Origin of the sequence: Desulfofundulus sp., from assembly GCF_049701015.1 — a bacterium.
Lineage (GTDB): Bacteria > Bacillota > Desulfotomaculia > Desulfotomaculales > Desulfovirgulaceae > Desulfofundulus.
In genome coordinates, this window is sequence record NZ_JBNATZ010000048.1 from 1 (window position 1) to 14,122 (window position 14,122).

The window sequence follows — 14,122 nt, forward strand, 5'->3', positions numbered from 1 at the left end:
GTTAGAAGGCCGCCCTTCGTCCATAACGGCCTACCACCTGACCAATAGTGGTCAGTCTAACCCTCTCGATGACCGCAACCCGCCCCTGGAAATTTACTACCTACCGCTGGAGCTCACAGAATTTCTTTTTTACGTTGTGAGTCCAGCTTACCGCCTTGAGTGGAAGGGTATTACCGAACGTGCATGGCGTATGAGTCTTTCGAACAAGAAGGGAAAAGAAGATAATCGTCCAAAGCGAAATTTCCTTTATGAAGATCTGTTTTACTTGCCGGATAATGCTCCCGCGTTTATCCGGCGTTACTTCTTGCGAATTCCAATATACAGAGGAGCGGAGGATGACCCCCGTCGCTACTACTCGCTCAGGGATGAGGTCAGCCTGGTTTCCTGGAAAATAACTGAGCTATTCTTATGGAAGGTGATGAACGTGGATAAGGAGCGCATCCAGCAAATTCGGGACCTGGGTGATCGATTGGCCGCTTATGTGAGCGGTGAAAACGACCGGCGTTTTTTTACAGTCTTTTTCAGTGAACAGGATTACAGAATTTTTCGCAACGCTCTGATTAAAGCCAACCTGGCCCATGTCAGGCGAGGTAATCCGCCGCTCATAACGCTTGAGCCCTATATCAACATCTTTGAAGATGGTACCGACGTAGCAAGACCGGACTGGCGCCTGGCCCGCGATCTGGTGCTGATTCGGATGATTGAACAGCTTTATAATCTGGGATGGCTGGGTAAAAATATCGATGCCCTGCCGGAAGCCCGGGATGAAAATCAATAAAGGAGGATGTTGCCATGGCCTTTGTTACCGGACTTTTGCTCATTGATGCACCGGCTTCGGCCTTGAATAACCTTGGGAATATTCCTGGCGAGCGATTTGATAATAGTGTTGGGGTAAAGGTAATACGTACCAGGGAGGGTTTTTATCCATACGTTTCTGCACAGGCCTTCCGTTACTGGTTGCGAACGACTCTGGAAAAGGCTGATATAGGCTGGGTATCAGCGCCAATATATCGTGAGGATAAAATTGCTTATACCGATGCCAATCCTATCCAGTGGTGGGATGATGATCTATTCGGTTATATGAGAGCTCCGTCTAAGAAAGAATCGGCCCGGGCCAAACGGGAAGCTGAAACAAGACTTAATGAGACGGAAACTACAGATACAGTTACGAGAGCAGCTCCTTTCAGGGTGAGCACTCTGGTCTCTATTGCTCCCGTTACCCCAACCAGTGATTTTGGTGTAATGTCCCGGCATGAAGGAGATCCGGTACCTCATGAGCATCAGTTCTATCGTGCGACATTAAAGGGCTTATTCTCTCTGGATCTAAGTGCCTGTGGTACCTTCTGGTACCGGCAGAAGACAGGTTTCCGTAACCTTGACGATGTGCGAATCAAAAAGGCTCAGGAAGCCGGTCTGATACATTTAATGGATGAAAAAGCCTACCGTTTACCCATGGAACAGAGGGTGCAGCGTATTGCTGCTCTTTTTGAAGGTATGTCTATTTTAGATGGCGGTGCGAAACAGACTTTGCATTATACGGATGTTGCCCCACCACTAGTTATTCTCTGTGTAACCAGGGGTGGGAACCATATTTTTGGTTATGTGATCGGTGCCAGCAATAAAGGCCTTCCTGAACTTAAGCTGGAAGCTCTGAAAGAAGCAATTACCGTTTTTCAAGATGATATCCTCTCCGATATTTATGTAGGTTGGGCCCGCGGGTATCTTGACGAAGAGCGTGCTAAACTAGAAGAATTTGCTAAAACGCCGGGAGGTATGAGGATTAAGATGAGCCACCCCCGGCAGGCATTCAGAGCTTTGATCAATGCGTTAAAGATTCCGGAAAATAGCTGTTGGATGGAGTAGGGTGATACGATGGAAGTTCTGAAAATAGTAGCGGAGGGAATTACCACTTCCTTTCGTTATCCTCACTTTATGCAGGGAGTTCAGCCTACCTTTGAAATGCCCCCGCCGGCTACGATTTACGGGCATATCTGTAGCGCTTTGGGTGAATGGGTAGTTCCAGAAGGAATAAAGTTTGCCTACCATTTTACTTACCAGGCAAAGTTCGATGATGTGGAACATACCCATGTGCTAAATGCGTCCAGCGGCAAACTGCCAGGAACAAAGGTGGCCAAAGTTCTGGAAGGAGCGGTTAATCCGTTCAAAAGGACGATTTTGTTTAAACCACGGCTTGTGCTGTACATTAACAAGCCGGAATGGGAGTCGGCTTTTCGTTCTCCCCGCTACCCTGTAGTTCTGGGTAGGTCCCAGGACCTGTTCACCTACAAAAGTGTTAAGGTAGTCAAATTGATAGCCTCAAAAAAGGCCTATTTCGAGCATACCCTGGCGCCTTACCGGATGGCAATGCAGACGGGTCGTGGTTATGTAGTGCTCATGCCTCGTTTTCTGGACTATCAGCGGGGGCGAGTTCCTGTTTTTGCTCGCTATCTGGTACTGCACCAGCGGGTGTATAGTGATGAAATGATCAGGCACCAGTCTATGGAGGAGCAAATATACTGGGTCGACCCCGAATCACCACAGGAAAAGGGTGCTTTTCTTGGTTTATTGTTTCATACCTTTGTAGGTGATAAAAATGACGAATTTGACATGGCCGGTGTGGTTGGATGATGTTTGGGCTAAGAGCCCACAGGAAGAAGGAGAGTCCGGGGAAAGTCTGGCTCTACATACCTGGCATGTACTGAATAAATTATCTGAAATGATTCAGGTCCGCCCCCGGGTTCCGCGGGTGGTGAATTTTCCCCGTTTGTGGCATTGCCTCTTTTGGGCCTCCTGGTTGCATGATTTTGGTAAAGCTGCACGGGGTTTTCAGAAATACCTGCGCGGTGGGCCACGCTGGCCCCACCGTCACGAAGTGCTTTCCTTGGCTTTTCTCGATTGGTTTTGCGGGGGTTTTGAACAGGAGGAGCTTACCCGGATGGCGGCAGCGATTGTCTATCATCATAAGGATTCCCGGGAAATCTCACTCCTTTACATGGGGGCAAGCAATTTACAGGAGAACACTGTAGGCTCTTTAACGGAAGAAGTTAGTGATAGCGTCCTGGAAGGCCTCTGGCGCTGGCTGGTGGAATGCTCTGTGTCGTGGATTACGGTCCTGGGGCTATCAACCGCCGGGATACAGCAGCCTGAGCTGATTCCTCTGGAACGTGCTATAACAGAATTTCGCAGTAATGGCCAGAAAAATATTTACAGGCGTCTTGCAGAGCTCCGTCGTTGGGGACGGGAAGTGAATCGTTATGAGGGTAAGGCCTTATCAGTTGCATTGATGGTATTACGGGGGCATTTGCTTTCAAGCGATCATACAGCTTCGGCAAATACAGATTCCCTGTTGCCTGTACCACTGGTTCATACGAATGATTTATTGGCCCGGTGGGGTCTCCCTGAGGCCGGGCTTTATCCCCATCAGAAAGCATGTTTAAAAACCAGGGGGGAGGCAGTCCTGGTGGCGCCTACAGGCAGCGGAAAAACGGAAGCAGCTCTTTTATGGGCGTGTTCTCAGGCAGGCGTAAAACCCCTTCCCCGCTTATTTTACACTTTGCCCTATCAGGCAAGTATGAATGCCATGTACAACAGGCTTCAAAAGATATTTCCGGGAGTGGTGGGCCTGGAACACGGCCGCGCCACGCTGTCACTATACCACCGGTTTTTGGAAGAGGATTACGACCGGAGACAGGCTAAAAGGATGGCGCAGTGCGCCATGAAATTATCCCGGTTGTATTATTATCCGGTGCGCGTGTTAAGTCCGTACCAGATGCTGAAAGGGCCTTACCGGCTGAAAGGATATGAAATGTTGCTTTCAGATTTCCTGGGTTCGGCCTTTATTTTTGACGAGATTCATGCCTACGAAGTGGAAAGACTGGCAATGATTCTGGCTACGGTAAAGTACTTGCGGGAAAATTTTGGTGCCACTTTCTTAATTATGTCGGCGACGCTACCCGGTTTACTGGAGAGGCGTTTATCTGAAGCCCTGGGAGAAATGACCACCATTCGTGCCACACCTGAAATATTTGCGCAATTTCAACGGCATCGGTTACTGGTACAGGAAGGTGAATTACTACAGGATCCCTGGTTAGATCGAATTTCTAGTGAGGCTGGAGGGGGCCGCAGCATCCTGGTTTGCTGTAACACGGTCAAACGTGCTCAGCAGACCTACGATGAGCTGTTCCAGCGCCTGAAAGATAGGGCGGAATTGGTCCTGCTTCACGGGCGTTTTAACAGCCGCGATCGCCTGTTTAAAGAAAGAATGATACAGGAAGCTACTGGTTCCCGTTCAACCGTGCGCAGACCGGTGGTTCTGGTAGCTACTCAGGTGGTGGAGGTGAGTCTGGATATCGACCTGGATGTTATTTATTCAGACCCAGCACCCCTGGATGCCCTTGTTCAACGCTTTGGACGCATCAATCGGCGTCGTCTGAAAAAATGTGCACCGGTTAACGTTTTTACGTCTCCGGCTGATGGCCAGCAGATTTATGATAAAGTTCTGGTCGAAGGAACTCTAGCGGTGTTAAAAAAGAATGCTGAGAAGGTAATTGATGAAGCAGCAATTACCAGCTGGCTGGATGAAATCTACCGGGGAGATTATGCGCAACAATGGGATAGAATTTACCAGGAAGCTCGTGAGAGGTTTGAAAACGCCTGCTTACGGTCACTGCGTCCATTTGATAGCAGCGAAGAGCTTGAAGAAATGTTTTACCAGGCCTTTAACAGCATTGAAGTATTGCCGGCATGTCTTGAGCAGGAGTATCAAAACATGATATCTGCAGGGGAACCTATGGAAGCAGCGCAGCTACTTGTACCGCTATCCTGGGGGCAGTTTTGTAGACTTAAAAAGATGGGCATGGTGAAAGATAAACGTGACAGGGAGGTATATGTCGTGGATGTTACTTATGATAAGGAGTTGGGCTTGCAAGTAAGGTAGGAGCTTTCGAAAAGGAAAATTTCCTGAATGGAAAATCCCAGTTTGATTCTATTGGCTGCAAGACACATAATGAGAAACATGAGAAACAAGGTTCTGATAAGACATTATTTAATGGAGAGGTTCTCATGAACAAACAATACCATACTGTTGTGTTGGCAGGTCTCCTCCATGACATCGGTAAGTTCCTGCAACGGGGAGATTTTCAACAGGGCATAAAAATAAGCGGAAAACACCCTGCTATCTCTGCAGATTTGATCCGGGTGAGAAAAGACCTGTTCGCAGAAGTTGCCGATGTTCCTCTCTTGATCGAACTCGTTCAGAGGCATCATGAGAGTCGAGATTTTCCTCCGGAATTAAGAGTTCAGGAAGCTCCACCGGAGGTACGTCCCCTGGCCTATCTGGTCAGCACTGCCGATAATTATTCCTCGGCGGAAAGGGGTGAAACTGCGAGAAGGGGTAAGGATTTTAGAACAATACCCCTGGCTTCCGTTTTTTCACGGCTGAAGTTAACAAGGGAAACACCGGAACCGCTTTACTATCGCCTGCATCCCCTGGATCCTGCTCTGGCTTTTCCGGAAGACTTTGATATGCTCGATCCAGGGCAGACTGCTGCTTATCTGCGTTCTTTCGGGCACGAATTTGATGCCCTTTTGAGTAGAACCAATATCAGCGATTTTAATTGCGTTTTTACTCACCTGCTTTCACTTTTCGAACGTTACACCTGGTGCTTGCCCAGTAATACCCTTGATGAATTTCCGGATATATCATTATTCGATCATCTACGTACAACTGCTGCTATAGCTGCCTGCCTTTATCAATACCACGATAAAACCACTAGTTTTACAATTAAACAGATAACCAATTCCGATGAATTAAAGTTCCGCCTGGTAGTGGGAGATCTTTCCGGGATTCAGAACTATATCTTTGAAATTTCCGGTATTGGTGCAGGAGGGGTTGCCAAACGCCTCCGGGCACGTTCTTTTTATCTTAGCGCATTGCTTGAAAGCATCAGCCACAGGATACTCCATGAGTTTGATCTGCCACTTTGCAACATTATTTTCTCTTCTGGTGGTAAATTTTATTTGCTGTTGCCTAACATAAATGGATCAAAGGAAAAGATCGATAATCTGCAGGTTGAACTGGACCGGTGGTTTCTGGAACAATTTCATGGTGAGCTAACCATTAACCTGGCCCAACTCCCTTTTAGCGGGCGGGATTTTGCCTGCTTTGGCCAGGTAATGGCATCAGTTGCCGAAAAGCTTAACGATAAAAAGGTAATGCCTTTAAAAGATTACCTTGTCAAAAACGGTTACTGGCAGAGTGAATTATTTATGAGTGGGGTTGGGAAGTGGCAGGGTGGAATATGCCCTGGATGCCGAAAGAATCCAGTTGGGCAGGCTGGTGACGGTGAGCAACAATTCTGCCCGCAATGTCGGCGTGACCTCGAAATGGGCACCAGGCTGGCCAATGCTGGATACATTGCTTTTAGCAAAGAGCCAATATCTTCTGGGTGTTTTGCTGGGGTTTACCCTTTGCACGGGACTTACAATCTGTTTATTTCGAGGGATAAGCCAGAAGATATACTTCCGTTTTATCTGGTAGTCAGGTTAAATAACTCCAACATTAATGAATCGGGCAAGTATCCCACTATTTTCAAGTATATGACTAACTACATACCTCTTGCGGATGAAAACCCCTGTTATGAGTGTAAAGGTTGCCGGGATGACAGAAAACCTGGTCCTGGCGAACCATTATATTTTGATTGCCTGGCTAATAGGTCGCGTGGACGTAAGCTTTTAGGCTATCTGAAAGCAGACGTGGATAACCTGGGGAGCCTGTTTGTTTATGGCTTGCGTGGCGAAACGAATGATAATACCAGTATATCCCGGCTGGCTACGATGAGCAGGATGCTGGACCTGTTTTTTGCCGGCCGGATGGAGCAGTTACTGAAAACCAAGTTTACGAGCTGTTATACAGTGTTTTCCGGTGGTGATGACCTCTTTATAATCGGGCCGTGGGATGAAATAGCCCGCCTTGCTGTAACTGTCCAAACAGAATTTCATCATTTCACATGCAGGAACCCTAATATAACCCTTTCTGCCGGTATTGCCCTGGTTAAGCCGCGTATACCCCTTTCTCGAGGCGTGGCTGTGGCGGAAGAAATGCTGGAAGAATCCAAGGAAAAAGCACTTCCTGGATACCAGGAAGGGAGGGATCAGCTTAGCTTCCTGGGTACCACGGTTCATTGGTCAAAAGTGGAAAGGCTGTTCCAGGAGGCAGAACGGTTGGCCAGCTGGTTGAAACAGGAACGGCTCAGCACCGGCTTTGTACGCAAGCTCCTGTACTTTGCTACTCTATATGAAAAGTATCACTTTAAGGGAGACGTTGCCGGTTTGCGTTACTTGCCCCTTTTGACATACGAAATTGCCCGTAATTTGGGAATTCCCCAGGATGATCCTGAATCAGGAGTGATTCGAATGTGGGTCGAAAAACTGAAGGAAGTGGGGCATGATTATATAGTTAATCTGAAACTATTAGCCAGTTATGCATTATTAACATTAGACGTTAGGAGTGATTCAACATGACAGCCAGATGCCGCATATGCGGAAAGCCAACCCTTGATTCCAGGTACGATCTTTGCCCGCAGTGTTACGGGGGGAGAAGGGAGCAGGGGAGGGGGGATCGTGTTGCCGAAAACCGGCGTTCAGCACAGACGGCTAATACGGCAATGCTGGACGGTGACTACCTCAAAGGAGGTTATTTTGACGCCAAAGGTTACTTAAGAAAAGAACTTTTAACCTCCGATGCGGAGAAAGTGGCGCGGGTGCTGTCTCAAAAAGGGATGACCTCAGCTGCATTGCGCCGGTTTTATAACAAGCTAAAGGCTATTGATGCAAAACTTCAATCAGAGGAATTCGATGCTGTCAAACCTGATCTTTACTCTTTACAGGCCAATGTTATCTATAACGCTGGGCGTTTGTCCGATGGGAATAATAAGTTGGTACCGGAAGAGTTTCTGGAATTTATGAGAACAAATATTGAGAAGGCCGAAATAGACAGAAAGCATTTTAAAGCTTTTATAGAGCATTTTCAAAGTGTACTGGCTTATTTTACTTATTTTAAAGAAAAGAACAACCAGAGGAGGTAAAATATTTATGAAACTGCTCAAGCATATAACGATAAAAGGTAAAATCTTATGCGAGACAGGTTTGCGCATAGGTGGTTCAAAAGATGATATAGAAATTGGCGGTATGGACAATCCCATTATCCGTCACCCTGTTACGGGTCTTCCTTACATACCTGGTTCTTCCTTAAAGGGACGCATGCGTGCCCTGCTCGAGTTGAAATATTCCTCGCGTACACAAAGTACAGGACAACCATGTGGATGTGGCGAGGAATCCTGTAAGGTTTGTCGTATTTTCGGTGCGCATAAGAATATGCAACACAGGCTTGGTCCGACAAGACTGATTGTGCGGGATGCTTTTTTGACGGATGGATCAGAGCAGGTACTACGAGAAGCCCAGCAGGAGAAGGGGCTGTTCTTTGCGGAAATCAAAACGGAAAACTGGGTTGACCGTAAGACCGGTAGGGCGGGCCATGGGGGTTTGCGCACTCAGGAGCGCGTGCCGGCCGGTACCAGCTTCAATTTCGAACTGGTTTTAAGGGTTTTTGAGGGTGATAAAGAACAGGATATGCTGAACATCATTAAAGAAGGGCTTGCTCTGGTGCAGCGCGAGTACCTGGGAAGTTCAGGGTCACGGGGTTACGGGAAAGTAAGATTTGAGGATATCACCGTGGACGGGGAGGCCATTAAGATTGGTGAGGGGATGTAGCCGTGCAAACATATCGTTTGAAAATCAAACTTATGGGCTCATGCCTGACCCCGTTGCACGCTGATACCATCTTTGGCGGCCTGTGCTGGACCCTGAAATACAGCGAAGGGGAGGGGGCCTTAAGTAATTTTTTGTCTCTCTACAGGAATGGACTACCGCCTTTAGTCATATCTAACGGTTTCCCGGGGGACCTCTTCCCACGCCCGTTGCTGCCGCTTAAAAAAGGATCGTTACCCACATCCAGGTTAGAGCTTATTGCTGCAGCTAAAGAAGGTAAGCGCGTCAAAAAAATAGAGTATATTACTCTGGAAGAATTTATAACTCTTGCTTCCGGCCGTGATATAATGCTGCTTTCCAGAGAGAAGCCTTTTATGGAAACCGTCACCTTGCACAATCAGATCAACCGTTTAACTGGAACTACAGGTGAGGAAGGGAGTCTTTACGAACAGGTTGAACGGTATATTCATACAGATTACAGCCACCTCTCAATATACTTAAAGATTAGCAGGGGATGGGAAGAGAAGGTATTAAGGCTATTTCAGTTACTGGGAGAAACGGGACTGGGTAAGCGTAAGTCGATCGGTAAAGGCAGCTTTTCCGTGGTTGCCCTGGAAGAATTCAAAGCATTTAACGATCTTGATCAAGCTAACGGTTTTATAAGCCTCTCAAACTTTGTTCCAGCCGGAGATGATCCGGTAGATGGGCGTTACAGGATGATAGTCAAATACGGGAAATTGGGTGAAGAATATGCCCTTTCGGCACTACCTTTCAAACGGCCCCTTTTAATGATTAGGGCTGGATCCGCTTTTAGGACTACAGGTAATATAAAACCTTTTTACGGGAAGATGGTTGAAGGAATTGCACCTGGTCATCCAGGTGTGCTGCATTATGGCCTGGCCTTTGCGGTACCGACCAGAATGGAGGAAGCGCGATGTTAAAGATGATGTTTTCTTTTGTAGGTGAACAGGATCCTTTTTCTGAAAAAACGGGTGAGGAGGGTTCGGTGGTTACTCTCTGCAGGCATCTGAACCCCAATGTGGTATACCTTTTCCCGACTGCAGCAGGGTATGGAGTCAAGAGCGAAACCCAAACTAATGCGGATTTCACCAGGGAATGGATTTTAAAGGAAGTGGGGGTGGATATCGGTGTTTTTATAAAACCACTTGCCTTAAATGATCCAACCGACTACAGTTCCATTTTGCCCCGCGTCAGAAAAGAAGTAGGGGAAGTATTGACGGCACTGGCAGGTCAAGAGGTGGAAATTCATTTAAATTGTTCTTCAGGGACACCACAATTAAAAAGTACATGGATAATACTGGCTAATGCCGGCTTATTCAGGAACTGTCATCTCTGGCAGGTCTCCAATCCCCTTTATGCCGACGGTAAGCGCGTGAAAGAAATTGAAGTAACGTTTTTAGAGGAAGAAAATATTATTTCCAGGCTCAACCGTTATTGCAGGGAATTTTTATTTCAGAGGATGGCTGAAGAAGCTTGGAGATTACAGCAAATCAGTATATATTCTTACCGCCGGGATAAGGCAGCCTTGGTGCAGCGAATTTTTTTGGCCTACCAGAGTTGGGATTTAATTAGATACAACGACGCTTACCAGAGATTAAACAGTGTGCTGTCCGAAATTATTAATACGAGAGATTTACGGGATCTTGCCGCACTTCTTGAACGTCAGGTGAGGGTGCTCAAACTCCTGAAGGCAAATACAGAGAGGGAAACTTATGAAAATCTCATTGACTTATACTTTAGTGCCCGCCGTCGTTTTATTCGGGGTGACTACACCGATACTCTCGCCCGGTTTTGGAGGATTTATGAAGGTACATTGTATAAACAATTGAGGGAAAAGTATGGGATAGAACCTGCTGAACTTTCCAGGAGCACGGATACTAATAATCTGGAAATTATAAAGAAGTATGCCTCTAATCATCCCTGGGAATTAAGCCCCAATATCAAGAAATTGGGGATCCATGCTTCAGAAATAGTGCTGGAAAAAATATTTAAAGATAAGACTTATAGCCGGTTAATCGAGACAGTTTTTACTGCCAGACGTGGTAGCTCGTTTCAAAAGTTAAAATTGGGTACTTTATTGGACGAGCTCCGAGATCGGCGCAATTATTCTATAGTAGCTCACGGTATGAAGCCGGTTAGCGAAGAGGATGCGGAAAACAGCCTTGCTGTCTTGGAAGAGGTTTTTAAAGTATTCTTCGATGGTGGCGAGCTTCTGATGTGCTATCCTTTTCAAGAAGAGGATTTACGTTTGGTGATCAGCGTTCTATCGCAAGCATTTGCCCTCTTATGAAGCAAAATGTTCTCGGGTTTAATATGCCATATCATGGAAATACTATTAACAGCATAAAAGGAAAGGTTCTGGGCTATGGCCTATGGAACTCTTGGTTACCAACTTCGGCTCATTCCTGGGCAAAAAGAGTGAACGGCTTATATTAAAAGAAAATGGTAAAGTGGTCAGTGAAATTCCTTTCCACGATCTGGAACATGTGATTATCGACACCTCGGGTGTCAGTCTTTCCACTGATCTAATCCGGGAGTGTGTGGAAAGGGGCATACAGATTAGCTTTCTTACTCCTTCGGGGAAGCCTTACGCCAAGCTCGTATCACCTTACCTGACCGGCACGGTTGTCACCCGCCGTCATCAATTGATGGCTTACCAGGATGAGAGAGGAGTAACTATAGCGAAGCTTTTTATTGAAGGAAAGTTGAAAAATCAGATCAACGTACTCAAGTATTTTCCCAAATACCGCCGGGAAGTGGACCGCGACCTTTTTGACCAGGTTTACCAAATTATTGGTGAAATTGAACGTATATTAACTGAGTTGAATGGTATAGTGGGGAATTGTATTGATGATGTGCGAGGGCAGCTTATGTCGGTGGAGGGCAGGGCTGGTAATCTTTACTGGCAGGGAATAAAATGCCTCACTTCCGGAAGGGTGGATTTCCCGGGTCGGGAACACCGTGGTAGTACCGACCCGGTAAATTCCCTGCTCAATTACGGGTATGGAATGCTTTACAGGCGGGTTGAGGGTGCCATCATACTGGCCGGGCTCGACCCCTATGGTGGTTTCCTGCATGTCGATCGGTCCGGAAAAGTAAGCCTGGTCTATGACCTTGTGGAGGAGTTTCGCCAGCAGGTAGTAGACCGGGTGGTAGTGGCCATGGTTAACAGAGGAACAGAGATTCAAATGGAAGAGGGTATGCTTGCAGTTTCTACCAGGCAGGACCTGCAGGAACGGATTAATCAGAGGCTGGAAACGCAGGAGAAATTCCAGGGGAAAAGGTACAAAATAAAGACAATAATTCAGATGCAGGCCCGCCGTTTAGCCACTTTCCTGCGGGGGGAGGCAAAGTATCGCCCTTTTGTGGGCAGCTGGTAAAATGAAGACACTGGTTATTTACGATGTAGTCGAGGATAAGATCCGCAATAAAATTTTCGAGGCCTGCAAGGATTACGGGTTGACTCACATTCAGTACTCCGCCTTTTTCGGCGAGCTAAACCACAACCGGAGGGACGAATTAAAACAAAGATTACGCAAAATCCTGGGTAAAAATTTTGGGGATATTATAATCTGCCCCGTTTGCGACAAAGATTTAAGGCTGCTGGTTAATATCAGCATAAAACCGGGTGGCCTTCCGGATGCTGAAACTTAAGGTAACTGATATAAAACAATATTTCTATTGTCCCAGGATTATTTATTTTACCTACGTCTGTCCGGTGCCTAAAAAGGTGACGACTAAAATGGAATTTGGCCGGGAGGCTCACCTGGAACTGGATCGCCTTGAAAAGCGTCGTACCTTCAAACGCTATAACTTTCAGGTGGGTGAGCGAAAATTTCACACCAACCTTTATTCACCGCGCCTGGGTCTGGAAGGGAGGCTGGATATGCATATAATTAGCGGAGGAGACATTTTCCCCGTAGAATTTAAACATAGCTCAGGCACAGCCTTCCTAAACCATAAATATCAGCTCGTAGCTTACGCTATGCTCCTTGAAGATACATACAACCGGCCGATTCGCTATGGCTTCATTTACCTTGATGCGGCAAATGACGTGATTCCGGTAGAGATTACTCCCAATGCCAGGTTGCACGTTAAAGAGACTCTGGCGAGGATAAGGGGAATGGTAGCATCTGAATACATACCTCCGAAGATTAGCTTTAAGGGTCGCTGTATAGATTGCGAGTATCGGAACTTTTGTGGCGATGTGAGGTGAATTAATTGTATTTTTTGACGGATGAAGAGAAGAAACAGCTTATAAAAGGTTATCTGCCTCGTTCCCGGCAGATGGAAATTGCTGAGGAACTGCGGGGATGGAACTGGCATCAGCCGCCTTTAGCTCCGATTTACGACTTGAAGCTTGCGCTTCATGAAATAGCGAATTCATATTGTCCCACCAACCGTGACCTATACCTGCGGAGGGTTGAGCGGATTCGGATTAAGCCCAACGCAGCCATGGTTAGAGGAAAACTTTTACATGAAGTACTGGTGCGAGTACTGGTACGTGCTAAAAGATTAATCTATGAAAAAGGTGTATTGAATTACCAGGAGATTTTAGAGGAACTGAACCGGCCTTTCAATATGGAGTTTCTCCAGGAATACCGCGACCTGCTTTCCGAAGAACAGTTTAACGATTTACAAAAACAGGCCGAAACTCTGACTGCCTTTGAAAATGCCCGGGTGATAGCACGTTTACAGGAGATCCTGGTAAAACAGCCATACATAGGAGAGGATTCCCTGGCTGCCCTTGTAATTCCGGTGGTAGTGGAACAAAAACTGGATGGCTCGTTTTTAGGCTTGAGCAGCGGCTTGAGTGCCGATGCCTTTACCTTCTCCGAGCCTATGATTTTGGACTTGAAGTTCGGAGAGCCCAAAAAGTTTCACCGGCTAACTACTACTGGTTACGCGATGGTTATGGAGGCAATTTACGAATTTCCCATTAACCTGGGATGCATCGTTTATGGAGAGTTCAAGAATGACCGCCTGGTGGTAAAAAAGGACATCCACATTATTGACGATGAGCTCCGCCAGTGGTTCATTGAGGAAAGGGACGAGAAAATGCGTATGATTTACGAAGAGCTCGACCCGGGTATAGGTCATTGCTACGAAAATTGTCCCTATATTTTGCACTGCCGGGGGTCAAAGTAACTTTAAACTTTTTACAAGGGGATTTTGCTTTTTTGTGGAAAAATATTATATAACAAAGCTTTTTCGCAAATCGAGGGGCTTTTTATGCAGAAAAGTTATTTTCGAAAAAATGGGCTTTCATTCAACCCGGCGGAAATGGGAAAAATTGAGGAATATCAAGGGCCGGCGGGTTCCACCCGCGGTCGGG

Annotated in this window: 13 protein-coding genes; all 13 read left to right on the forward strand. The window is 46.6% G+C overall.

Annotated elements, in window-relative coordinates:
• A partial coding sequence (locus ACPLUI_RS04825; protein WP_424659143.1) for a hypothetical protein occupies positions 1 to 778 on the forward strand: 778 nt, incomplete at its 5' end.
• Between the two features lie 14 nt (positions 779 to 792).
• Complete coding sequence (cas7i, locus tag ACPLUI_RS04830; protein WP_424659144.1) at positions 793 to 1,863, forward strand: type I-B CRISPR-associated protein Cas7/Cst2/DevR; 1,071 nt, start codon at positions 793 to 795, stop codon at positions 1,861 to 1,863.
• 9 nt (positions 1,864 to 1,872) lie between these two features.
• Positions 1,873 to 2,628, forward strand: coding sequence for a CRISPR-associated protein Cas5 (cas5, locus tag ACPLUI_RS04835; RefSeq protein WP_424659145.1), 756 nt, complete (start codon positions 1,873 to 1,875; stop codon positions 2,626 to 2,628).
• Positions 2,594 to 4,936: a CRISPR-associated helicase Cas3' gene (cas3, locus tag ACPLUI_RS04840; protein ID WP_424659146.1), complete on the forward strand. Its 2,343-nt coding sequence runs from the start codon at positions 2,594 to 2,596 to the stop codon at positions 4,934 to 4,936. The genes cas5 and cas3 overlap by 35 nt, the downstream gene beginning before the upstream one ends.
• 125 nt (positions 4,937 to 5,061) lie before the next feature.
• On the forward strand, positions 5,062 to 7,521 hold the full coding sequence (gene cas10 / locus ACPLUI_RS04845) for a type III-A CRISPR-associated protein Cas10/Csm1 (RefSeq protein WP_424659147.1): 2,460 nt from the start codon (positions 5,062 to 5,064) through the stop codon (positions 7,519 to 7,521).
• Between the two features lie 143 nt (positions 7,522 to 7,664).
• Positions 7,665 to 8,084, forward strand: coding sequence for a type III-A CRISPR-associated protein Csm2 (csm2, locus tag ACPLUI_RS04850; RefSeq protein ID WP_424659148.1), 420 nt, complete (start codon positions 7,665 to 7,667; stop codon positions 8,082 to 8,084).
• Between the two features lie 7 nt (positions 8,085 to 8,091).
• Positions 8,092 to 8,769 (forward strand): type III-A CRISPR-associated RAMP protein Csm3, encoded by a 678-nt coding sequence (gene csm3, locus ACPLUI_RS04855; RefSeq protein WP_424659149.1) that lies wholly within the window; start codon positions 8,092 to 8,094, stop codon positions 8,767 to 8,769.
• Between the two features lie 32 nt (positions 8,770 to 8,801).
• Positions 8,802 to 9,707, forward strand: a complete 906-nt coding sequence (gene csm4, locus ACPLUI_RS04860; RefSeq protein ID WP_424659155.1) for a type III-A CRISPR-associated RAMP protein Csm4 — start codon at positions 8,802 to 8,804, stop codon at positions 9,705 to 9,707.
• Positions 9,701 to 11,077, forward strand: a complete 1,377-nt coding sequence (locus ACPLUI_RS04865; RefSeq protein WP_424659150.1) for a hypothetical protein — start codon at positions 9,701 to 9,703, stop codon at positions 11,075 to 11,077. Before csm4 ends, ACPLUI_RS04865 begins: the two co-directional genes overlap by 7 nt.
• 82 nt (positions 11,078 to 11,159) lie before the next feature.
• Positions 11,160 to 12,167 carry a CRISPR-associated endonuclease Cas1 gene (gene cas1 / locus ACPLUI_RS04870; protein ID WP_424659151.1) on the forward strand — a complete coding sequence of 336 codons (1,008 nt, stop codon included), beginning with the start codon at positions 11,160 to 11,162 and terminating at the stop codon, positions 12,165 to 12,167.
• A gap of 1 nt (position 12,168) precedes the next feature.
• Entirely contained in the window at positions 12,169 to 12,441 is a 273-nt protein-coding gene (cas2, locus tag ACPLUI_RS04875) for a CRISPR-associated endonuclease Cas2 (RefSeq protein WP_424659152.1), read from the forward strand.
• Complete coding sequence (cas4, locus tag ACPLUI_RS04880) at positions 12,428 to 13,003, forward strand: CRISPR-associated protein Cas4 (RefSeq protein ID WP_424659153.1); 576 nt, start codon at positions 12,428 to 12,430, stop codon at positions 13,001 to 13,003. The genes cas2 and cas4 overlap by 14 nt, the downstream gene beginning before the upstream one ends.
• Positions 13,004 to 13,008: 5 nt before the next feature.
• On the forward strand, positions 13,009 to 13,935 hold the full coding sequence (cas4a, locus tag ACPLUI_RS04885; protein ID WP_424659154.1) for a type I-A CRISPR-associated protein Cas4/Csa1: 927 nt from the start codon (positions 13,009 to 13,011) through the stop codon (positions 13,933 to 13,935).
• Positions 13,936 to 14,122: the final 187 nt, after the last annotated feature.

Coding starts and splice junctions, on each gene's coding strand:
- csm4 (WP_424659155.1), top strand. CDS start 8,802: ATGGGCTCATGCCTGACCCCGTTGCACGCTGATACCATCTTTGGCGGC.
- cas5 (WP_424659145.1), top strand. CDS start 1,873: ATGGAAGTTCTGAAAATAGTAGCGGAGGGAATTACCACTTCCTTTCGT.
- cas1 (WP_424659151.1), top strand. CDS start 11,160: ATGGAACTCTTGGTTACCAACTTCGGCTCATTCCTGGGCAAAAAGAGT.
- cas10 (WP_424659147.1), top strand. CDS start 5,062: ATGAACAAACAATACCATACTGTTGTGTTGGCAGGTCTCCTCCATGAC.
- cas2 (WP_424659152.1), top strand. CDS start 12,169: ATGAAGACACTGGTTATTTACGATGTAGTCGAGGATAAGATCCGCAAT.
- cas4 (WP_424659153.1), top strand. CDS start 12,428: ATGCTGAAACTTAAGGTAACTGATATAAAACAATATTTCTATTGTCCC.
- cas7i (WP_424659144.1), top strand. CDS start 793: ATGGCCTTTGTTACCGGACTTTTGCTCATTGATGCACCGGCTTCGGCC.
- csm2 (WP_424659148.1), top strand. CDS start 7,665: ATGCTGGACGGTGACTACCTCAAAGGAGGTTATTTTGACGCCAAAGGT.
- ACPLUI_RS04865 (WP_424659150.1), top strand. CDS start 9,701: ATGTTAAAGATGATGTTTTCTTTTGTAGGTGAACAGGATCCTTTTTCT.
- csm3 (WP_424659149.1), top strand. CDS start 8,092: ATGAAACTGCTCAAGCATATAACGATAAAAGGTAAAATCTTATGCGAG.
- cas3 (WP_424659146.1), top strand. CDS start 2,594: ATGACGAATTTGACATGGCCGGTGTGGTTGGATGATGTTTGGGCTAAG.